Origin of the sequence: Maribacter polysiphoniae (assembly GCF_003148665.1) — a bacterium.
Taxonomy (GTDB): Bacteria; Bacteroidota; Bacteroidia; order Flavobacteriales; family Flavobacteriaceae; genus Maribacter_A; species Maribacter_A polysiphoniae.
In genome coordinates, this window is sequence record NZ_QGGQ01000011.1 from 151,774 (window position 1) to 175,341 (window position 23,568).

Below are 23,568 nucleotides of genomic sequence, written 5' to 3' on the forward strand. Positions count from 1 at the left end.
ATTATAAGATCTTATTATAAGTTTGTAAATTTCATTCCCATATCATTGTAGCGTTTGCCAGCCACCGAAATGTAAGTATCATCTAAATGCTGCATCTCATCTTGAGTAAGTTCGACGTCAACAGCTTTCGCATTTTCAATTAAGTATTTCTCATGCTTGGTACCGGGAATAGGAATTATATTTTCTCCCTTATTTAATAACCAGGCCAGAGATAATTGTGCAGGTGTTATCTTTTTAGTATCAGCAAGCTGCTCAATTCTACTTAAAAGTCGTTTGTTACTTTCAAAGTTTTCTTTTTGAAAGCGAGGCACCGTATGCCGGTAATCATTCTTGGATAATGCTGAGGTGTCGCCGATCTTACCTGTTAGAATACCTCTTCCTAATGGACTGTAAGGCACCAATGAAATCCCCAATTCCTCAATAACGGACATTGTTGTTTTTTCTACATCCCGAGACCAAATGGAATACTCGGTCTGTACCGCGGTTATAGGGTGAACTTCATTGGCACGCTTTAGCGTATCGCCTGAGACTTCTGAAAGCCCTATATATCTAACTTTTCCTTCTTTCACTAACTCTGCCATTGCCTCAACTGTTTCCTCAATAGGCGTATTGGGGTCTACACGATGCAAGTAATACAAATCGATTACTTCGCGACCCAATCGTTTTAAACTTGCTTCACAAGCACTTTTTACGTACTCGGGTGAACCATTTCTTTGTCGTCCTTCAGGGTTTTCCTTATTTCTCACATACCCGAACTTTGTAGCCAGCACCAAATCATTCCAACGGTCACTATAGGCTTTACGCAATAATTCTTCATTATCACCTATGCCATAAACATCTGCCGTGTCTATAAAGTTGACTCCAATGTCCAATGCTTTGTGCAAAGTTTTAATACTTTGTTTCTCATCGGTTTTCCCATAGAATTCAGACATACCCATAGCTCCTAGGCCAATGGGAAATACTTTTAAATCACTTTTTCCAATTGTTCTTGTTTTCATTTTTTCTGGTTTAAAAAAAACTACTATAAATTAGTAAATTTCATTCCCATATCATTGTAGCGTTCGCCAGCCACCGTGCTGTATGTATCATCTAAATACAGCATCTCATTTTGAGTAAGCTCTACGTCAACAGCTTTGGTATTTTCAATCAAGTATTTCTCTTGTTTGGTACCGGGAATAGGAATTATATTTTCTCCTTTGTGTAATAACCAAGCTAAAGACAATTGTGCAGGTGTTACTTTCTTCTTATCAGCTAACTGCTCAATTCGGTTTAAAAGTGTTTTGTTGCTTTCAAAGAATTCTTTTTGGAAACGCGGCACGGTATGTCGGAAATCATTCTCGGATAGTTCTGATGTGTCCTTGATTTTTCCTGATAGAAAACCTCTGCCTAAGGGGCTGTAAGGCACCAATGAAATACCCAATTCCTCAATAACGGACATTGTAGTTTTCTCTACATCACGAGACCAAATGGAATACTCGGTCTGAACCGCAGTAATAGGATGAACCTTATTGGCACGTCTTAGTGTGTCTCCTGAGACTTCAGAAAGTCCTATATATCTAACTTTCCCTTCTTTAACCAGTTCTGCCATAGCTCCAACTGTTTCCTCAATTGGCGTATTGGGATCTACACGATGCAAGTAATACAAATCGATTACATCACGACCCAATCGTTTTAAACTTGCCTCACAAGAACTTTTTACATAATCAGGTGAACCACTTAGTTCTCTCACCTCCGGATTATTCTTATCTCTTACAAATCCAAACTTTGTAGCCAGCACCAAATCATTCCAACGGTCACTATAGGCCTTTCGAAGAAGCTCTTCGTTAGCTCCTATACCGTAAACATCTGCTGTGTCAATAAAATTGACTCCAATATCCAATGCTTTATGTAATGTTTTAATGCTTTGTTTTTCATCAGTTTTTCCGTAGAATTCCGACATGCCCATGGCTCCCAGGCCAATGGGAAATACTTTTAAAGCACTTTTTCCAATTGTTCTTGCTTTCATCTTTTCTAGGTTAAAATGTTAATAACTCATTTCTATAATTTTTTCGGCATCGGAAGGGGTTAGGGTTTTATGTTCCCCTAGACCAGTCCAGCCACGATCTGTAAAGCGTTTTGAAACAATACTTCCCGTTTCGGAATATTCATCGGTGTATTCCGAAAGCTTAGTGTTAATCCCTAAAGAGTGAAAAAATTCTTCTGTTTTTTCAATTCCTATATTGGCCTTTTCCTCGACTGTTCCTTCTACAATGTTCCAGATACGTTCCGCATACTGCGCCAATTTCACTTTTTTACTCTCGAAATTATATCGATAATGGTTTGGACCCACAATCGCCAATGTTCTTGCATGATCAATGCCATACAATGCTGTTAATTCATGACCCATGGCATGTACCGCCCAATCCCCGGGAACACCTTGTTGGATTAGTCCATTCAGAGCCATCGTACAGCTCCACATAAAATTGGATGCCGCGTTATAGTCAGCTGGATCCTTCAGAATAGCAGGTGCAACTTCAACCAATGTTTGCAGAATACTTTCAGCAAAGCGATCCTGTAATAGCGCTCCTGTAGGATACGTCATATACTGCTCAAGAACGTGTGTAAAGGCATCCGTAATCCCGTTGGCCAACTGGCGTTGCGGAATGGATCGTATTACTTGCGGGTCAAGAATTGAGAATACAGGGAAAAGACCCGGCCCTCCCATGGCCAATTTCTCCTTTGTTTCTTCCCTTGTGATGACCGCCCCGGAATTCATTTCAGAACCAGTAGCAGGCAGGGTCAAAACCGTGGCAAAAGGCATCCCCTCGGTTATTGGTTTATTATCTGTCAATAGATTCCATGGACTGTCACCTTTGTAAAGAGCTGCTGCCGATAAGAATTTTGTTCCATCGATGACAGACCCTCCTCCAACGGCCAATAAACAGTCAATGTTTTCATTCTTTATAAGTTTTAGGGCTTTCATCAAAACGCTGTATTCTGGATTTGCAGGAATACCGCCAAACTCCACCACTTCATAATTTGAAAGAGCTTCTTTTACCTGATCGTAGATTCCGTTTTTCTTGATACTTCCACCTCCGTAAAGCATTAGTATTTTTGAGTTTTTGGGAATTTCCTTTGATAGGTTCTCTATTTGGCCTTCGCCAAATAATATTTTTGTTGGATTTTTAAATTCAAAATTGTTCATGTAACTTCTGTTTTAGATATTTATAAATTAGATAGTTTTTGTTGGTTGCTTTTTTAGAGGCAACCAACCTGTTCTCGCCATCAGTCCTTTCCAAAGTGGAGTGGGTATCTTCAATACATCTTGAGCACTTATATCCAGTTCCGTATTGATTTGATCAACTTCATTGTTTTTTACTTTAGTCAACCAATACGGTTCCATTAAGAGTTCCCGGCCCATTGCTATTAAAGGGATGTTAGCAGAAAGAACTCTATCTACTTCTTCTGGTGTATGGATACTTCCTACACCAATAACAGGCAGTATATGACCTACTTTAGCTGCAATTATCATTGCACGGGCTGCTGTATCATTTTTATCCCGCATTGAACCTGCCCAAAAATCCATCACAGAAACATGTAGATAGTCTAATCGTTTTTTTGAAAGTGCTGCCACGAAATGAAGTGTATCTTCCATTGTGATACCTGGATTTTCCATTTCCTCAGGTGAAATTCGATATCCAACAAGAAATGGATGCAATGAAAGTGTTGCCGCTTTTATTACAGCATCAACTACGGCAAAAGGGAAAGCCATTCTCTTCTTCAAATCTCCTCCCCATTTATCTGTTCTACGATTTGAATGAGGTGAGAAAAACTGTTGTAATAGATACGTGTTTGCACCATGTATTTCTACCCCATCGAAACCAGCCTCTATTGCCCTACGGGTAGCTTCACCAAAAGCCACAATAGTTTCTTCTATTTCAGTTGCAGTCATTTCCCGTGGAACTTGTGCCCCTTCTCTCTCGGCTGCAACAGCACTCGCACTGATAGATTGTCCGTCGATGAGTTCTTCGGGAGGCGACATCCTTCCTCCATGATATATCTGGAGCACAGCTTTATTTCCGTTTGCTTTCAAGGCATCAGCTATTCTTTTCAAGCTTGGAATCAAAGCATCAGAATCGGCACCTATCTGACCATGAAACCCCTTGCCATGTCCAATTACATAGGCACAAGCGGTAATCAAAAGCCCAGCCGATTCATTTCGTTCACGATAGTAAGCCACTTCGGCATCTGTAGTTGTTCCATCATCATTACCAGAAAAGGTGGTCATGGGAGCTAGCACTATCCGATTCGCAATTTCTACACCAGAAACGGGAAAAGAGAAAGGAGAAATGATCTTTTTATATTTTGAATTCATATTTTTTTTGTTTAAATAATTCAATCATGTTATGACTATATTTTTACAATCATTTTACCCGTATTCTTTCCTTCAAAAAGGTCCATAAATGCTTGGGGGATTGTATCAAAACCTTCAACAATGGTTTCTGTATAGGTCAGCTTTCCTTCCTGAAGCCATTTTGATAATTGTTTTATTCCTTCCGGAAACTTTTCTACATAATTTCCAATGATGAAACCTTGCATGAGGACACTTTTCCTAATCAAAAAATGTTCTACCCTAGGGCCTGTTGGCACAGAGGTTTCATTATAGGCAGAAATGGCACCGCAAACGATAATTCTACCAAACCTATTAATGTTGGCATGTACATTATCTGAAATATCGCCCCCAACATTGTCGAAATAAACATCAATTCCATTGGGACAAGCAGTAGCAATTGCTTTCTTTATATCTTTAGTTGTGTTATAATTGATTGCATCATCGAAACCAAATTTTGATTTTAACATCGCAACTTTTTCATCAGTACCTGCAATTCCAACTACGTGGCAACCCAGTATTTTTCCAATTTGACCAACAACACTACCAACCGCACCAGCTGCACCAGACACCACTATGGTTTCACCTTTTTTTGGCACTCCAATTTCCGTTAACCCTAAATAGGCCGTTAAACCAGTCATTCCTAAAATTCCTAAATAAGTGGATAATGGGGCTATCGACGCATCTATAGTTAAAAGTCCTTTGCCGTTTGAAACTTGGTACTCTTTCCAATCTAAAGAACCTGATACAAAGTCTCCTTTTTTGAAGGATTCATTTTTAGACTCGACAACTTCGGCAATACAACCAGAGGAAATGGGCTTATTCAATTTGAAAGGCTCCACATACGATTCTGCATTGCTCATTCGTCCTCTCAAATACGGATCCACCGACACGAATTTAGTTTTCAAAAGAATTTCCCCCTTGGCTATCTCAGGCTTATTTTCATCTGTAAATTTAAAATCGGAAGCCTGGGGTTTTCCAGTAGGGCGATTGTTTAAAAGGATTATTTTATTCATATTGATAATTTTTATAATAAACTTAAATTAACTTCAATGTTGCCCCTGGTTGCATTGGAATAGGGACACACTTGATGCGCCTGTTCAAGTAATTTTTGTGCAGTTTCTCGTTCTATTTCAGGAATGGATACGGAAAGATCGACAGCAAGGGAAAAACCTCCATCATCATTTTGTCCTATACTAACGGATGCAGTTACTTTAGTGTCTTTTAGCTTTATTTTCTGTGTACGAGCCACAAGGTTTAATGCACTATCAAAACAAGCTGCGTAACCTGCAGCAAAAAGTTGTTCTGGATTGGTAAATGCTCCACCGCGTCCTCCCATTTCCTTGGGGATCTCAACTTTAAAATCCAACACTCCGTCATTCGATTTGATACGACCTTCTCGACCACCCGTTGCAATAGCATCAGCTGTATATAATTTTTTCATGATTATTATTTTTTTTAGTTGATTATTAAATTGTTTTGTTTCTTAATGAACTATGTTTTACTACCTATATTTGAGTTGTTAAATAATTTGCTACACCGACGTTTTTTATCAAACTAATTTGTTGTTTTAACCATCTAGTATGCAAGTCTTCGTCCTTTAGGAAGTCCTCGAAAACCATTCTGGTTGCACTGTCGTTTTCAGATAGTGCTATTAACTCCTCCAATCGTTTTATGGCAATAAGCTGTTCGGCGAGCTCTTGTTCGAGCTGTTGCGCTACTTCCAAATGAATAGGCAAGGTTTGATGTTTCGTGTTTGGTGTTCCTCCCAAATTTAAAATTCTGTTCATCAGAATCTTGGTATCCGAAATTTCATCTTCAAATTCTGACCGCATACGTTGAGCCAATTTTGGGAACCCGTTGTATTCGTTGATAGTAGCATGTGCCAAATGCTGTTCGGCACCAGCGAAAGTTGCAGAAAGCACTTCCTGTAAACCGTTTAAAAGTATTGTTTTGTTTTCCATTGTTACATATTTACGAATGAATATTCATTCTTTTGTTTTGGTAAAATTTTTTATTGTTTTATAGCGTCCCAAGTCGCTTGAAAAATTTCGTCCCGTACCTTTTTGGGTAATCCACAAAGATTTCTCTCTTGCATTGCCATTAAAAATGACAAGGGATATATCGTATAAGCATAAAGTATAAAAACTGAAAGAGGCTTTATAATACCTTCCTTTTTCCCTCTTTCCCATAAATCAAGTAAGGGTTGTAAATGCTTTAGCCCTTCTTTCCTAACCCCTTCGTCTATCATAGGTGTATTATCACATTGCGATAAGAATGTAGCTTCATCTATCTGATTCAATTTATAGTCGGCAACATTATACCAAATTATTTCAAATCCTTTTTTAACGGGCAGATCCTTATTGTACCCCTTAAAAGCACAAACACTGAAGGACGACTTCACCTCGAGATAAAGGGTATTGATCAAATCTTGCTTATTTTCAAAATATAGATAGATAGTGGCTGGCGCCACTCCTGCGAGTTTAGCAATTTTCGACATTGGAGCATCATGAAATCCGTGATCATTGACCAACGTTAGCGTAGCTTTCAGTAGGGCTCTTTTTTTATCCGTTATTTTGTCTTTCTTGGCCATTTCGCTGTTCACATTATATTTTCTTAGTAGACAACACACCATAGACTTTTCCCGCCAATGCAATTAACACAAATTGGACAGGAAGCCTAATCAAAGCCGCGTTATGACTGCCTATCGCAGGATTTTCAGAAAACACATCCCAGATATGTATTGGTAAAAATAATATCATTAACAACAGCACTCCTAAAGCTCCAAATTTCGCATATTTTTTGTTCAATAACAAAGCTACGCCCAGAACAATTTCCACGAGGCCAGAGATATAAACTATCACCATAGCATAAGGTAAAAAGGAAGGGACAAACGGAATATAAAAATCTGGTTTCACGAAATGCTGTATTCCACCATATACCATAAAGATTGCCAATAATATTTTTACCACGGCCAATATTAGATGTTTCATTGATATAATTTATTGAGTTGTACAGTGCAAATATACAAATATGAATGAACGTTCATTTATTTTTAATGATTTTAACAATATTTTATAATGTGTGGATGTTATTTCAAAGTAATTTATTTATAGACTTTCTGCATTTGACTGGACATTTAGATAAGAGCATGTTGGCTGTTTGAATTAACTTTGAAAACATTTCAAAACCAAAAAGAGAGTACACAACGGAGTTCAAGCAAAAGGCTGTCGAATTGAGCTATGCCAGAGGCAATGCTGCAGAGGTATGCAGGGAACTGGGGCTGAACCGATCGGTCTCGGTATTGGGACGTTGGCGCATGGGGGCAAAAAATACCGAGAGAACAGTTTTTGACCGACGAGCAACGTGAGATAGCCGAACTCAAGAAAAAACTAAGGGAGGTGGAGATCGAGCTCGATATCCTAAAAAAGGCGATAGACATCTTCTCCTAGGGCAACAGGATAAATATAGGCTCATAAAACAACGCTTTTATGAACTTTCAACTTTATTTTCCTGAATTATGTCCTAATCCATTCTGACCATCGCAAACCCAAATTAAAGCTGATAGATTAATGCCCCTGGTTTAAGTGAAGCATGAAAAAAAGGTAAGACAACATAGCCCTTTGTCTAAAGAATTATTTTCTGAGTTGGGGACTATTTAGGCAATTCGTTTGTCAAACAACTCAGATGCAATACGACGGAACTTTATTAAACTTTTCAGAGAACATTTTTTTATGACTCTATGATACCGTAAGCCCGCTGTCTTTTTTCAATGGTTAATGTTTGAAATCCTGCATACGACATGAATGAACTGCAACTTATGATTAAGGATAAAAGCTATGTGTAGATTATTAGGGATTTTAAGATTCCTTGAATCAAAGATCATTTAGGATTATAATAAATAATGGATTGTTTCGCTTGGGGTTCTCTACTTCCAGAACAACCTAACTATCCCCAATTACTAAGCTGTAAATAATTGTATCATCTGTTTTATTCATGACAACAGTAAACATGGAGCCATCTGTGTCTTTAAACGTGGTACTTTCTATGAAACTCACACTTATTGGTATACTTACCCGTATCGCTTCTGGACTTATGAACCTTAAATAATAACCTATGGAGTAATTCGTGGACGTAGATAGTAACTCACCCGTTTTCGTATCGACCTGCACGGAGGCAAAGAATATATTCCGAACAAGGTTTGAACCTCCTGTTACATCCATTCAAATATTCTAATCGGTCCACCCCTATGACACCACTTTTGAAATCTTTGATCATAGAATTGCCCTAGCATTCGGCATTGATCCTATACTTATATTAATTTGGGTCAAATTTTTCGTTATACCCTATATATAATTGAATATCAGTATTTCAATTTCAAATAACACTATAAGTTGCTGTGGTCCGTAGAGGACACTATTAGAAACAAACTAACCTTTTAACGTATATATCTATCACACGTTTTTACATCGTAGGAACCAAACAATAATTCTATATAGTTCACCCTTATTGCGATTTTTTGTCAGAACTGGAATATCTGTAATCTATTATCGTATCGTCAGCATATAGCTTCCCATTTTTCTCTGTTATTACCGTATTTTGAGGGACTAATATCAGTAAGGAAGAATTTTCTTTATCAACATTAAACGAAAAACTATCTTTAACATTTTTTGCTATAAACGCCCTTTTGACTGCATCATATATTTTCACTTCTTTAGAACCCACAGAAATAGTTACTTCCATAATTTCGGGATTTGGATTGTAATATAAATAGCTAGGATACGCCTGATCTCTATAAAAGTCTGTAGCCAATAAATCCAATTGAAGTATATTTTCAACATTGGTCTTAGCAATTATGGCGCCTGCAATTCCAACATGCCCACTCCCATAAACACTGAATTGGGAAACTTTAGGGTTAGCTTTATTCCACTTCATTCCATCCCCTATAGCTATTGGGGCTTCTAAATCAAGATATAAGCCTTCTTCTTCATAATGCGAACTTTTTATTAGGCCCTCATAAGCAATTACGCCTTTAGTATGTTCTTTCTCTTCTGGAATCGTTTGATGGTCGTCCGGTATTTCGTATGGGTAAAATAACCTAGAAGCGTTAGCCGCATTGAGCATCCATTTTCCGATGGTATTGGCATACCGCTGATCATAACGCACCATAGGAACAAGTGGCCACATAGTGTCGTATGTATTCATTAAAAAAGCAAAACCCCCATTATGTTTGGTGCTCCCCACTAGCCCGGAAACGTCATACCCGTTCCAATTATCCACAAGGACACCCCAGCCCTCCCGGCAAGTGGAATTGCCATCAAATGTCCAATCCAAAACTTCTGAATAATCATAATCGGTCCCCTGCTCCGCATTCATTCTAGCAGATACATAAGCTCCAAAGGGCATCAAAATTTCATAAAAATAGTTCTCCTTCTGATTTAAAAGTGCTTCCAATGATGATTTGGCCCCTTTCAGATATTTTGTATCCTTAAATTTTTGATAAGCCGAATACAGCACATAAGCATGACCTGCCGCTGCATCCTGTTGCGTACATATCCATGTCTTATTGGGTCGCATGGTAGCATAATCAAAAAAAGAATAATCGTAGTTACCGTTTAACACGGAGTCGGCTGCATAAAACTTATCTGCCACTGACCTGAGAATAGGATCGTTTTCTGTTTCCTGCGGATAAAGGTCAGCAACTGCAAAGAACATTACATTGGGATAAACATCATACCACCAATCCCTAGCATAGCCACCTCCTAGCTGAGCCACTTCGGGTCCGGTATTGTTCATCATTATGTTCCAATTGGTTTCACTATTGTAATAGTTCTTTAACATCCCTACATAGTTGTAATCGTTTTGGTTGGACTTATCAATGCCCACTAAACTTGCTCCCAGTACAGATCCAATACTAGCAAGCGATTCGTGAAAAATACCATCATAATGTTCCTTGCCCTGTCTAACATCACCCATGGCAGTATAGATTCCATAAGTTTCTTGGTCAAAGTTTTTTCTAGAATTATCCATCCAAACTAAAGGCCAATATTCCCCCGTTTGATTTTCATCGTAAACCTTTTTGTCATAATCTTTTGCCAAACTGTTAAATTCCAAAATTTTGAAGGGTTTTGGCAGATTAGGCATGGAATCGATCCTTTGAACACCTAACTGATCAATAGGATCAGGAACGTCAAATAGATGCTCCTTACTCGCTTTTTCACATGAATCAAGTCCAAGGCTTAAGGTTAATAAGAGGACGATACAACGATTAAATATTTTCATTTTCTAGTTTAGTTTGTTGTTTTAACAATTGTTTTGCGATCAATATGGCCAAAAGCTGCAATGTCCCTATTATTAATAGAGCATACCGTAGCGCAATATCGGCATCTCCAAAAAAGGCGATACCTAGGAATGTACCTGCCCCTATAAGCCTCCCCACGTATAACCCAAATTCATGATTTAGGATATAGGCAAATTCGTTTCTGTTCTCTAGTTTAGACAGTATATCAATTACTTTAAGTTGGATTGGAAAGTAGGCAATATCCAAAATGGGTCGGGCAATCAAAAGTAAAAAAATAAAAATTATCACTCCGGTAGAATTAAACAATACGGCATTGAACAAGGATGCCAAAAAGAAACAAATAAGACCAAAGCTAAAAATTTTCAGTCGATGCTTTGGCTTGGATAATTTTCCTAAAATGAGCATTATAATGGCTGCAATTATTGCACCGATGGATTGGGCAGTACCCAATGCTCCTTCCGATGAAAAAAATTTCATCATTAGAATGGCCGGTGCAGTAACTATAAAACCTTGAGCCAATCCTTTTAACAACGCCATTTGAAGCATTTTGTTCCAAAGTTTGTGAAACTTGAAATAAAGGAACTTCTCACTCCTTGGCTTTTCGTACTTCCCAAAATGAAAAATAATTGAAGCGATAATGGTAAAAACAAAGACAGCTGCTGTTACTACCTTATACCCTGAATTTACCCCTTCATTAGAACTTCCATTGCCTGTCATTAGATACCATCCTATTACAATTGGTACTACAACTGCTGTGGTTGTATAAAAAAACGTGTCAAGTCCATAATAAAAATTTCTAGTTCTATCAGATGTGGTCGCAAGTACCAAATAATCCCTATTTGACCAATACAGACCAAAAGACATTCCCATTATAAGACCGGCCAAAACCAAACCCGTATAAGAAATCTCTTTTAACGACATCATAAATATCATGGACACCCCACTTAAAAGCATACCCAAAGAAAATAACCTTTTAATATTTACCCTGTTAAGCAAATACCCATTAATGAAAAAAGTAATGGGTATACCTGTGTATATTGCCAATTGATACAACATTACTTTTGAAGGGTCATTTGAATTCCTCATTATGTAGGATGCAACAAAAATATCTATTACAGGCATAACAAATGCATAGACCAAATTTGTTAAGATCAATATTTTTGCACTCCTTGAAAAATCCTTTATTCCTATTTTAGCAACAACTCCCATTATTTCTTAAGTGATTTTAGTATAGATTTAATAGAAAGGGTTGCTAGACATACGTGCTCATCGGAAGCTCCGTAGTATAAGCTAATCTCGTCTCCATTTACAGAATGGCCATTCGTAAAAACGACATTGCCAAAAAACCCGGTTTTTTCATACTCGGCCAAAGGTTCCATTATGGGTTCCTCTGACCTCGCAATTACGATAGAGGGATCGTTTAAATCCAATAATAAAGCACCTAGACAATATCTATTTTCATCTGTTGCCCCATGATAAATTGCTAACCAGCCTTCTACTGTTTTAATAGGTGAAGCTCCCGCCCCAAGCCTTTTCCCATCAAATTTAAAAGCCCTAGTTTTAGAAATACATTTGTGATTTCCCCAGTGGACGCCATCAGGTGATTCAGCAATCCAAATATAATTCCCGCCTAACTCCGGACTACTAGGTCTATGTAATGCATAAAACTTATCATTTATTTTTTCTTCAAAAATGGCGCAGTCTTTATTATGCGGACTAAAAATCATACCTTTCATTTCAAAATCCTTCCAATTCCTGGTAGTTCTCAATCCAACTCCGACCCCATTAGCCGATACCATAGTATAAGTCAAGTAATAGATATCCTCTATTTTTGTAACCCTACAGTCCTCGATACCGTAACTTTCATATGCTCCTACACCAAAAAGTGCAGGATATTCCTCTGACTCCGAGAATATAATTCCATCGTCGCTAAAAAGAATTCTTAAATGGGAAATCGTCGTTAAGTAATCCACCCCATCATAATTAATGACTCTTGAGTCAGAGTTGTTTAATTTTGGATCATCCAGACTAAAATCCAAAATTTCGACCAGCCCATTATGATTATAAATTGGTATGGAAACAAATCCAGGTTTTTGCACAGTACGTTCGGCAACCCTTATCAATAGTCCAATCCTACCATTAAATTCGAATGTCCCCGGATTGAGCAAACATTCAATAATCATATTCTCATTGCTAGGCTTTAAATCTTTAGGTGATAATAATGGGTTTCCAATATATCTTTTTGCTATATCTGTCATTTTTTGTTGAATTTAGAGATGGGTGACTTTTTTAAAAGAGAAGTAGGATATAAAATACATACTACTTCTCTTTAAAAACTAAACAAACAACTCTGTTATTTAAGTAATCCGATTTATTTAATACCCTGGGTTCTGGGTAATTGTTCCTCCGGACTTATCAATATCTCTCTGGGGAATAGGAAATAGGTAGTTATGATCTTGAAAATTCCTCCCCAAATTGGACAGTACCTCTTTTGCCTTGCCCCACCTTTTCAAGTCGTTAAACCTATGGGATTCAAAACCTAGTTCTACCCTTCTTTCTAACATTATCCAATTCCTGATTTCATCCACATCATTAGAAACAGGTCTGTCCTCCAATGTTCCAGAAGGGACAATTGAACCATCTGCAGTAGTACTGGTTCTTGCCCTAGCCCTAATTTGATTAACAATCTCCATAGCCCCGTTATAGTCACCTGTTTCATTTAGCGCTTCTGATTTCCAAAGCAATACATCAGCATACCTGATAAAAATCCTGTTTCCATCATCAACCATATCAGTAGTAGAGCCTATAATCTTGAAGGAACGCTTATCGTCAGGATTCGCAGTAGTGGTATAAAGCAATCGTGGATCATTAGGTTCGAAGGAAGCTATAAAGTCATCCGTTGGTGCAAAAAATCCCCATCCGATTAAATATCTAAGTCCATTATCATTGGTAGGGATCTCATTGGAACGATGGTCATAAGCAAAAATCACTTCATCATCGGTAAACTCAAGGTTTACATCAAAGCTATCAAAATACTCCGTATTAAGGCTATAATTTCCAAGGGCATCCAATTCAGAGACCAGACTCAATACCGTTTGCCATTCTTCAGCAAAAAGAGCAACTTTTGCTTGTAATGCTATAATAGCTCCCTTTGAAGCCCTCCAAGGTTCCTCCGCATCAGGATATTTGTCATTTACCGCTATGGTCTTTGCGTCAGTCAAATCCTGATTTATCTGAGTCATGATATCATCTGAAGACGCTCTTACCGATAGCGAGAAAGCTTCCTCAAAAGACTCTGGAGAACTAAGTACGAGTGGCACATCACCAAAATTATTTACCAGATCAAAGTAATAATATGCCCTTAAGAAATAGGCCTCTGACAATAATTGGTTTTTACGGGCCTCGTTCATTCCGGCCCCTTCAACGACTTCCGCATTAGTCAAAAGGCTAATTGCAATATTGGATCTGCTTATGCCTTCATAATCATACACCCATATTCCATTAAAGGCTTGGTTTTCAGAAGTGAAACTAAAATCGGACAATTCATCCATCCAGGCCTGATCACCGTCAGCACTCCATTTTTTATTCATATCATTTGATGCAATGTCCTGTAATATAATGTCATTTCTGAAAACCGTCCCTTCGGTCCACTTCCATCCAGAAATAATTCCGTTCAGAGTACTTTTTAAAGGATCGTAGGCTGATTTTACAGAAGATTCCAGTGTAATTGAAGATGGGTCTGAATCAACTTGATCAATCGTTAAAAGTCCTATTGGGTCATTCTCAAGTTCATTCTCACAGCCAATCAAGGCTGTAAAGAAGAGTATCAAAACAATACTTTTAAATATATTTTTCATAATAATTAAGAATTTCAAGATTAGAATTTTAGATTAGCACCTATCAAAACCGACGTTGATGATGGATATGTACCTTGATCTTTCAAGTCCACCGTTTCTGGATCTAAACCTGTGTAGTCGGTTATAGTGAATAAATTTTGACCGGAAATGTAAATACGAACGTCTTTAAGCCCTTTTAGCGCTCCAATGGTATAGCCAATTTCCATGTTCTTTAGACGTAGGTATGAGGCATCCTCTACGAATATGCTCGATATCTTGCTGCTTCCGTTATCCTCAAATGTCACCCTTGGCCTGGAATTAGAGCTTCCTTCACCGTCCCATGCGCCCAAAATGGCCGTAGAATAATTGAATGGCCTTGTGTCATAATCAACAATCTGCTTTCCATCATTATATCTATCTATTCCCTGTACTCCTTGAAAAAGAAACGAAAAATCAAACCCTTTGTACGAAGATGAAAAAGCGAGCCCGTAAGTCAGGTCCGGTATTGGGGATCCTATAAATTCCCGGTCATCCGAGTTGATTACCCCATCTTTGTTCAAATCCTTGAATTTAATATCCCCAGGTTTGTCCGTGGCTCCTATAGTACCGCTTAGGTGACTATCTATCTCGGCCTGGTTTTGATAAATACCAATCATTCTATAACCAAAATAAGCATCCAATGGTTGACCCACTTGTGACCTGCTAACATCTCCTGAAATATATGGCAAGTTTGGATGAAGTTTTTCCACATTATTGGACAAGGTGGCCAAATTTGCGTTTATGCTGTATTTGAACTCATTGTCCGAATTTTTGTAATTCACGGAAAATTCAAAACCACGGTTCCTTACTTCACCTGCATTCAATATTGTAGATTCTACATCCCCAACCACTGAAGGCAAACTAATCGGTAATAATATATCTGTAGTACTTTTATTGAAATATTCAGCGGACATGGCTAATTTATTATTGAACAGGCTTAAATCGACCCCAACATTTGATTGGGTGGATGTTTCCCATTTTAAATCTGGATTACCAAAACGGTCTACGGTAACAATACCGTCTGTTTGGCTTATCAAAGTCAGGTAGGTATAATTATCTATTTCTTGATTCCCTACTTGACCCCAACTGGCCCTTAGTTTTAAATCGGATAACCAATCAACATCCTCTAGGAACTTTTCATTTGAAATTTTCCACCCAGCCGAAACCGAAGGAAAATAACCCCAACGCTGGTTTTCGGCAAATCTTGAAGATGCATCTGCCCTTAGATTCGCTGTTACCATATATTTTCTATCATAGGAATAGGATGCCGAGCCAAAATAAGAGAACAAAGCCCATTCAGATGCCGAACCCGAGTTCCAGAGATCCAAATCACTTTCACCATAATCCAAGTATCGAAATTCATCATTGGTATAGGCAAAGCGTGCCCTACTTGCACCAATGGACGATTCATAATTGGTTATGTACTCTGTACCCAATAATGCGGAAAAATCATGTTTTTCTGCAAATGTCCTTGTGTAATTTAGTGTATTGTTAAACGTAATCGTAAGGGCATCCCCTCTTTCCTCATTTAAACTACTTGGTCTATTTTGCCTGCCCAATCCCGCATCTACTTCACTTCCCGAACCATCATCATCTCCATAGTTTTGGTAAAATGCCTTATTGTGGTATGCTGCAAAATCAATTCCTACATTTGTTCTGAAAACCAGTTCTTTATTTTTCAAAAACGAATACTCGCCAAAGACATTTCCGAAAGCTCTATATGTTTTACGAACATCGTCGGTAAAGTACGCTTGTGCAATTGGATTTCCCACAACCTCATATAGCGATCTCATATTGGCCTGGTCATAACCGGTTTCTGTATAAAAAGGTAAATCGGTAAATGGATCTTCTTCTGAATACGTAGGATCATTCATATCCTTATAAACCGATGTTATAGGAGCCCTCAACAAAGCATACCGAATAAGACTCTCTCCTTTTGAGGCAACTTTGTCCTGTGCGGAGTAAGATAACTGTAGGTTGGTACCTAACTTTAGGCGATCCGTCAGGTTTGTATTAATATTGGTTCTATAGTTTATCTTTTTGTATTTATCATGGTCATAGACCACGGCACCGTCTTGGCCATAATATCCCAATGATATCAAAAATTGTGTTTTGTCACTACCTCCACTGGCCGTAAACTGCAAACTCTGTGATTTTCCATTTTCAAACAGCTCATCAAGCCAATCAGTGTCAGAAAAATCAGATCGTCCTCTATCTGCTGTATAAGGATTTGTCCCTGTATATGTATTGTTCCATGCCTTTTCAAGCGTATTGATATATTGATCGGCATTCAACATATCTGGAAGGTTGGCAATTTTGCTAAACCCCGTAAAAAAATTTAAATCAAAGTTCACTTTCCCTTTTGTGCCGTTCTTTGTTGTAATTAAAACAACCCCTCCAGAAGCCCTTGATCCGTATATTGCCGCTGCCGCCGCATCTTTTAAAACGGTCATTGCCTTAATGTCGTCTTGGTTCAAAAAACTTATATCCCGGGTGGGGATACCATCGATTACATATAATGGGTTATTGTCTCCAATGGTTCCTACACCACGAATTCGAATTTGTATTGCATCTCCTGGTGCACCAGTGCTAGAAGTCACCTGTACCCCAGCAATTTGTCCTTGCATGGCCTTAGCCACATTAGTTACCCTTGTTTTCTCCATATCGGACAAGTCTACTGTGGATACAGCTCCTGTTAAATTCGATTTTTTCCTTACCGAATACCCCACAAGGACTACTTCATCAAGAGATTTTGCATCCACGGTCATTACAACATCAATATTGCCTTTTCCATTAACAGGAATCTCTATGGTGTCGTATCCTATGTAACTAAAAACCAATATAGCATCCGAATCCACATGGTTAAAAGTGTAATTCCCGTCGAAATCAGTTGAAGTCCCGATAGAAGTCCCTTTTAATACAACATTTACCCCCACTAAAGGGCCTTGATCGTCTTTTACCACACCTGTAACTGATTGGGCATAAAAAATACCCGTCCAGAACAAGGTAGCAATAAGAATCAGTTTTCTAAAAACACCTTTTTTCTTCATAATACTTAAGTAGATTTAGTTAGTTTATTTTTTCTGTTCAAATAGTATGGTAAACTTAATTTTACGCACGTATAAACATGTACACTATTTTTTCAAAAGTGTACATTAAACCACAACAATCTGTTTTACAGGTTGTTAAATCTCTAATTAAGTTTTGGACTATATTTAATTTGGTAATTTTTAGGAGTAATATTGTACATCTTATTGAACTCCCTATAGAAGTACGATCGGTTATTAAAGCCGGATTGATAACAAACTTCAGAAACGGTCAAGGTATTTTTCTTCAATAAATCCGCTGCATGTTTTAGTCTTGTGGTCCGTATCAAATCCCCTTGCGACAAACCCGTAATTTTCTTTATTTTTCTGTACAATTGTGAACTGCTTATGCCCAATTCTTTCTCAATCAACTTTGATTGTAGGTTATCGTTATCGATATTGTCACGGATTATGTCGATTACCTTGTTTATAAAATCCTTGTCCTCATTCCCAATAGGAAGATCGTATAGGTTATCCCCATACACATCCTTGTTAAAATGTTTGAACATTAATTCCCTTTCTTCAAGAAGTTTTTCAATCCTGACCATTAAATGATCTGGATGAAACGGTTTTGGTATAAATGAATTCGCCCCACTTTCCAACCCTTTGATTCTACTCGTTACAGAGCTACTTGCCGTAAGCATTATAAAAGGAATATGGCAGGTCTTGGTCTCTCTCTTTATTTTTTTGCAAAGTTCGATTCCGTCCATCACTGGCATCACGACATCACTTACTATAATATCCGGAAGCTGGTTCTCAGCAATCTCAAAAGCTTCCTGCCCGTTGTATGCGGTAAGCACCGTATACTTATCTGCCAATAACTCTTTTAGCAATCCATGCATTTCCCCATGATCTTCGACTACCAGTACTTTTTTTCGTTTGCTTAAAATAGATTCCAACGCAGATACCTTATTTAAGGAATTATCCTTTTCGGTAGGGAGGGCTTCCAATACATTTTGAAGATAATGGGATATAAAAACCTCTCCTTCATCTGAGTCCATTTCATTTTCTCTAAACATTTCCCTGCTACACGGTAAAGAAACGGTAAAGGTTGTTTGTCTATTCTCTTTGCTAAAAACCTGTATCGTGCCTCTCATTACCTGAACCAGTCTATAGATATATGCAAGTCCAATCCCAGTTCTGAACAACTCATGCTCCGAGCTTTTCATGATATCTGTCGATGAAAATCGATTGAAGAGTGAATCCAACTTATTTTTAGGGATTCCTTTTCCTGAATTCATTACCTTAATCTTCAATTCCTTTGAGTTATTAGTTGCCCCCTCAATGGTAAATATTAATTGGATTTTCCCTTTCTCAGGAGTATACTTAAAGGCATTTGACAATAGGTTGAACACTATTTTCTCAATTTTATCCTTATCAAACCAACCTATTATTTCTGATGGTATCGTAACCACAAAATCGATTTTCTTCTTTAGTGCCCATTCATCGAACAATTCTGCAATTTGTTCAAGTACGTCAACTAGGTCAAAGCGTTTGACGGTAACATCCAAATAGTCCTCTTCCGCTTTTCTAAACTCTAAAAGCTGTTGGGTCAAAAAAAGTAATCTAGAGGAATTGCTCTGGATCATTTTGATAAATCGTTGATTTTTAGTACTTATTTCAAAGGATTCCGACAGCTTTTGAACAGGACCAATAATCAACGTTAGCGGGGTTTGGAATTCATGGGCAATATTGGTAAAAAAAGTAATGCGTTTTTGATGAATTTCCTCTTCCCTTTTTTGGAATAGAATATTCTGTCTCAATTTATTGCGTTTGTTGAAATAACTCCATATAAACACTAAAAAAAGAACTGAAAGAATGACATACAACAGAATAGCAAGGTCTGAACGCCAGAATATAGGCTTTATTTCAATATCAATGGCCTGTATAGGATCACTCCATATTCCATCGCTATTGGTCCACTTTAACCACAGCGAATAATTTTTCGGCGGTACATTAGTAAAAGAAATATTCCTTCGGTTACCAATGTTTACCCATTCGCGGTCAAATCCACTTAATTGATATGCGTACTGGCATTTTTCGCTATTGATATAAGTGAGGACCGCCAATTCAACATCGAAGTAGTTTTGATCATGATCTAAAACAATCGATGGGATACTATTGGATTCCGAAGAAACAACCAGGCTTTGATAATAAGGGATTTCTTTATTCTGACCGCTAATATCATCAATTAGAATATCTGGAACATATGTCGATTCTTTTATTTTCCAAGGCAAAAAAAAGTTAAACCCTTTAATACCCCCCATGAAAATAAAATCCGATGCTAAACTCTTATAAAAGGCCCCATCAGCAAATTCATTGTTTTGTAAACCATCATTTTTTATAAAGTTGATGAATTTGGATTCATCCAATATAAATTTTGACAAGCCAAAATTTGTGCTAATCCATAAGTTATTATCTATATCCGGAACAATTCCGTGAATTGTATTATTGGGAAGTCCTTCCTTTACGGTAAATCTTTTGAAAACCGCTTCACCGTTATCTTTGAATTCTTCCAAAAGATTCAATCCAAAACTCGTACCTACCCAAAGCCTATTCATGGAATCTGTGGACAGGCATAAAATATCATTACTGGATATACTTTCCGAATCGCTTTTTTTATTTACAAATACCTTGACAAGGCCGGACTTTTTATTTAATATATTTAGACCTCCTAGTCGGGTCCCTATCCAAAGCTCATCCTCATTTTTAGGAATAATAGAAAACACAACATTACTACTCAATGATTTTCCCTCGACATTGTCGGCTGTGTACTTTTTAAATTCGATTACCCTTAGTTCCTCACCGGACCGCTCTATTTTGAGGCGAATCATACCAAAGCCATTTGTGCCAATCCATAAGTAACCTTTTTTATCTTGATAAATGGTATATGTAGACTTAAAGTATTCGCACTCAGTGCTACCTAAAATTTTCGCCCAGCTGACCAGTTTTGACTTCTTTAAATCAAAAACATCGATTCCGTTACCGTCAGTCCCTATAAACATTAGACTGTCCCGTCCACTGTGTAACGCGAAAACGGCATTATTTATATTGCTATTGCTTTCATTGAAATTAGTATATTTTAATGAGCTATTATTATTCTCGTAAAAATCAGCCGGAAATCGGAACAACCCTTTTCCTTTGGTTCCCACCCAAAAAGAATTCCCCTTTATTTCAGTAAATGCCCTCACAATACCTTCACTAAACTCGGACACCTGATTTTTTGATATTAGATTAAATGATTTTTGTAATGGATATAATTTAAAAATCCCATCTCCATCGGTACCTATCCATAATACATTTTCACTACCGTGTAGTATCGTTGTAACCTTTTTACCTTTGAGAAATTTAATCCATGACTTTTTTACATGATTCCCAAGACTATCAACAATTATAAACTCCGATGTATTGGATAGCATAAGCCCATCAGGAGTAACTCCGATTATATTTTGAACACCCTCTTGAATAATCCCTAAAGAATCCCTATCCGTCAAGGAATGGACTTTTGCAGTACCCTTTTTTGAAATAACACATATCTTTTGATTTTGAAGTATTTCAAAATCACGAACATTATCAGAAATCAACTCACTTTGAGAAATATATTTTTCTCCATTATTTCTGGTTTTTATTTCTAATAGGTGTAGTTGATTATTTTCAAACAATACAAGTAAATCTCCTGAAGTATTGATTATCATTTTTTTTACGGCTTCCTCAGGTAAGTGCTCGAATTCCATTTGTTGAAAACCATTATTTAGATAATAGCCAATTCCCCAATCCTTAACTGCACAAAACACTGTTTTTGAAGCATCAAGAGCCATGTTAAATTCAGATTCGGATAAAGGCTGATTCTTTTTATTTGAAAAGAAATAGCGCTGGAATGTATTTGTTTTTTTATTGTATTTGTTTATTCCATGCATCGTCAATACCCAAATATGACCGGTATTATCTTCGTCGATTTTAAGAATTACCTGATTGCTTAAGCTGTTATCATTATTGATATCCGGACGGAATATTTTAAATTTACTTCCGTCATAACGATTTAAACCATCCCAAGTTCCTATCCATAATATATTATCCGAATCCTGAAAAATGGCATTGACGGAACTATTTGAAAGTCCCATCGTATTGTCTAATTGTGTAAAGGAATATTTTAAATCCAATGTCCCGGCTGAATCCGTAACATTGCCCAAACCGGTACTGGGATTTCCTGATCCAGGTTCTTCTGGAACTTGCGTAATTGTATTCTTATCAGCATTCGTTTCATACTTCCTATTACAAGAAATGATTCCAAATAAGATCAGCCCTATAAGTAGTGTTTTTTTTATCAAAATTGAGTTAACAATAACTGTGGTTTAAAACTTTTAGCAATGATTCATAAGACCAGAATGGAATAAATCAAATAACAAAGGTAAAGGTACGAATCCCAGTTTATTGATTGAATAACATTAATGATTATGTAATTAAAAATAATAGAAATACATTGATGATTTGATGATTACAAAAAAGCCGGACTTCAAAAAAATGAAGCATGGTAAGAACTAACTCAGAAAATGGGCGACAATTCCCTTTTACCCCCACTACAAACTAAATTAACAAGCTCATATCTCCTTACTTTTAGACATCATAATGAATCAACCCCATTTATGACTTTCCTGGAATATACTCATAAATGTATATTATGACTTATTCCTGATTTCACTATGTAACTAATAAGTTAAAATCGTTATAAACGGATAATGATCCGAAGGCAATCGAGCTTCATTTCTATAAAGGTAAATCTCTTTGGTTTGTAAGCTTCCCCTAATTAGAACTGCTTAGTTTTCTAAAACTTCATTAAAGTGACCTCCTCCCATATTATGTACCGGTCAAAAGTAGAGAACCCGGACTATTTGACCTCCTCCCATATTATGTACCGGTCAAAAGTAGAGAATCCGGGCTATTTTGATTCTTTTCGATATACTCGTTGGGGGACATGTCCCCCAACGAGCTATGTGGTCTAAAACCGTTATAATCTTCTCTCCAATGGTCAAATTTCTCTTGTGCGTCATGCAAGGAAAAGAACCAATTGGCGTTCAGGCATTCATCCCTAAAGGAGCCATTAAAACTCTCTATGAACGGGTTGTCGGTAGGTTTTCCAGGCCTTGAAAAATCCAGTTCCACTTTATTTTCATAAGCCCATTTATCCAATACCTTGCTGATGAACTCGCTGCCGTTGTCCACTTTTATGCGTTTTGGAAGCACTTCGCCCCCAAAGGTAATGGTTTCCATGACTTGTACCACATCACTTCCTTTTAAGGACTTGCCTGCATGGATGGCAAGGCATTTTCTACTATAATTATCCACTACAGTCAAGCCCCTGAACCTACTGCTGTTGTACAGCTGGTCAGAGACAAAATCCATGCTCCAGCACTCATGTAAACTGGAGGCGTTGCCTTCATTTGGTTGCCTATGTGCGGCAGAACGGTTTCTTTTGGGCCGCTTGGACCTCAGGTTCAGCCCTTCCTCGCAATAAACCCTGTAAACACGCTTATGGTTGTCCATGAAACCCTCACGTCTCAAAAGGATGTAGATCCGCCAAAAACCATATCTGACCCTTGTGGCGGCTATCTCGTTCATACGCATCCGAAGAAGCTCATCGTTCCTCCCCTGCGTTTTATAATAGAACACACTTTTGTGCAACAGCACCAAGCTGGTACAACGGTTTATGGAGATATTGTACTCCATGCGTATGTTGCAGACCATCTCCCGTTTTCGAGCTGGCCTCAGAACTTTTTTTTCAGTACATCCTGTAGGATCTGTTTGTCAAGGCTAAGGTCGGCAACGAGTTTTTTCAATTGCGAGTTCTCCTCTTCGAGGTTCTTCAAGCGACGTAGTTCCGAGACCCCGAGACCTCCATATTTCTTCTTCCAATTGTAAAAAGTGGCCTCGCTGACCCCC

The 23,568-nt window shown here is 37.7% G+C and carries 18 protein-coding genes; 1 reads left to right on the forward strand and 17 read right to left on the reverse strand.

The genetic code is table 11. The annotated features are described in order from the left end of the window. Positions 1-14: 14 nt before the first annotated feature. The 9 genes from LX92_RS18510 to LX92_RS18550 all read right to left on the reverse strand — a co-directional run bounded on the left by LX92_RS18510 (position 15) and on the right by LX92_RS18550 (position 7,362). Positions 15-998 carry an aldo/keto reductase gene (locus tag LX92_RS18510; RefSeq protein WP_109653810.1) on the reverse strand — a complete coding sequence of 328 codons (984 nt, stop codon included), beginning with the start codon at positions 996-998 and terminating at the stop codon, positions 15-17. A 23-nt stretch (positions 999-1,021) separates the two neighbouring features. Further along, complete coding sequence (locus tag LX92_RS18515; RefSeq protein WP_109653812.1) at positions 1,022-2,005, reverse strand: aldo/keto reductase; 984 nt, start codon at positions 2,003-2,005, stop codon at positions 1,022-1,024. 18 nt (positions 2,006-2,023) lie between these two features. Beyond that, complete coding sequence (locus tag LX92_RS18520; protein ID WP_109653814.1) at positions 2,024-3,184, reverse strand: iron-containing alcohol dehydrogenase; 1,161 nt, start codon at positions 3,182-3,184, stop codon at positions 2,024-2,026. Positions 3,185-3,211: 27 nt separating this feature from the next. Beyond that, positions 3,212-4,354, reverse strand: a complete 1,143-nt coding sequence (locus tag LX92_RS18525; RefSeq protein ID WP_109653816.1) for an NADH-dependent flavin oxidoreductase — start codon at positions 4,352-4,354, stop codon at positions 3,212-3,214. Between the two features lie 35 nt (positions 4,355-4,389). Next, entirely contained in the window at positions 4,390-5,385 is a 996-nt protein-coding gene (locus LX92_RS18530) for an NADP-dependent oxidoreductase (RefSeq protein ID WP_190263558.1), read from the reverse strand. An 11-nt stretch (positions 5,386-5,396) separates the two neighbouring features. After that, a complete protein-coding gene (locus LX92_RS18535; protein ID WP_109653820.1) occupies positions 5,397-5,813 on the reverse strand; it encodes an organic hydroperoxide resistance protein in 417 nt (138 codons plus the stop codon). Positions 5,814-5,877: 64 nt separating this feature from the next. After that, positions 5,878-6,333, reverse strand: coding sequence for a ferritin-like domain-containing protein (locus tag LX92_RS18540; RefSeq protein WP_109653822.1), 456 nt, complete (start codon positions 6,331-6,333; stop codon positions 5,878-5,880). Positions 6,334-6,383: 50 nt separating this feature from the next. Beyond that, entirely contained in the window at positions 6,384-6,974 is a 591-nt protein-coding gene (locus LX92_RS18545; protein WP_394340352.1) for a TetR/AcrR family transcriptional regulator, read from the reverse strand. A gap of 1 nt (position 6,975) precedes the next feature. Beyond that, positions 6,976-7,362, reverse strand: a complete 387-nt coding sequence (locus tag LX92_RS18550) for a DoxX family protein (protein WP_109653824.1) — start codon at positions 7,360-7,362, stop codon at positions 6,976-6,978. 188 nt (positions 7,363-7,550) lie between these two features. Between LX92_RS18550 and LX92_RS22940 the strand changes: the two genes are divergently transcribed. Further along, positions 7,551-7,739: a transposase gene (locus tag LX92_RS22940; RefSeq protein ID WP_394340353.1), complete on the forward strand. Its 189-nt coding sequence runs from the start codon at positions 7,551-7,553 to the stop codon at positions 7,737-7,739. Between the two features lie 574 nt (positions 7,740-8,313). On the opposite strand, the gene LX92_RS18560 is transcribed toward LX92_RS22940, so the two are convergent. The 8 genes from LX92_RS18560 to LX92_RS18595 all read right to left on the reverse strand — a co-directional run. Then, positions 8,314-8,592 carry a glycoside hydrolase family 30 beta sandwich domain-containing protein gene (locus LX92_RS18560; protein ID WP_109653828.1) on the reverse strand — a complete coding sequence of 93 codons (279 nt, stop codon included), beginning with the start codon at positions 8,590-8,592 and terminating at the stop codon, positions 8,314-8,316. Between the two features lie 283 nt (positions 8,593-8,875). Further along, a complete protein-coding gene (locus LX92_RS18565; protein WP_170117893.1) occupies positions 8,876-10,651 on the reverse strand; it encodes a hypothetical protein in 1,776 nt (591 codons plus the stop codon). Beyond that, the gene (locus LX92_RS18570) at positions 10,638-11,879 is read right to left on the reverse strand and encodes an MFS transporter (protein ID WP_109653836.1); all 1,242 of its coding nucleotides are present in this window, start codon (positions 11,877-11,879) and stop codon (positions 10,638-10,640) included. The genes LX92_RS18565 and LX92_RS18570 overlap by 14 nt, the downstream gene beginning before the upstream one ends. Continuing rightward, positions 11,879-12,928: a glycoside hydrolase family 130 protein gene (locus LX92_RS18575; RefSeq protein WP_109653838.1), complete on the reverse strand. Its 1,050-nt coding sequence runs from the start codon at positions 12,926-12,928 to the stop codon at positions 11,879-11,881. Before LX92_RS18575 ends, LX92_RS18570 begins: the two co-directional genes overlap by 1 nt. Positions 12,929-13,045: 117 nt before the next feature. Continuing rightward, the gene (locus tag LX92_RS18580; protein ID WP_109653840.1) at positions 13,046-14,527 is read right to left on the reverse strand and encodes a RagB/SusD family nutrient uptake outer membrane protein; all 1,482 of its coding nucleotides are present in this window, start codon (positions 14,525-14,527) and stop codon (positions 13,046-13,048) included. A gap of 20 nt (positions 14,528-14,547) precedes the next feature. Further along, positions 14,548-17,595 carry a SusC/RagA family TonB-linked outer membrane protein gene (locus LX92_RS18585; protein ID WP_109653842.1) on the reverse strand — a complete coding sequence of 1,016 codons (3,048 nt, stop codon included), beginning with the start codon at positions 17,593-17,595 and terminating at the stop codon, positions 14,548-14,550. 143 nt (positions 17,596-17,738) lie between these two features. Beyond that, positions 17,739-21,959, reverse strand: a complete 4,221-nt coding sequence (locus LX92_RS18590) for a hybrid sensor histidine kinase/response regulator transcription factor (RefSeq protein WP_223308401.1) — start codon at positions 21,957-21,959, stop codon at positions 17,739-17,741. Between the two features lie 577 nt (positions 21,960-22,536). Beyond that, a protein-coding gene (locus LX92_RS18595) for an IS3 family transposase (RefSeq protein ID WP_244915948.1) occupies positions 22,537-23,568 on the reverse strand; the annotation gives its coding sequence in 2 pieces (ribosomal slippage) (positions 22,537-23,399 and positions 23,399-23,568; 1,033 coding nt annotated over the 2 pieces). This gene is flagged as partial in the annotation.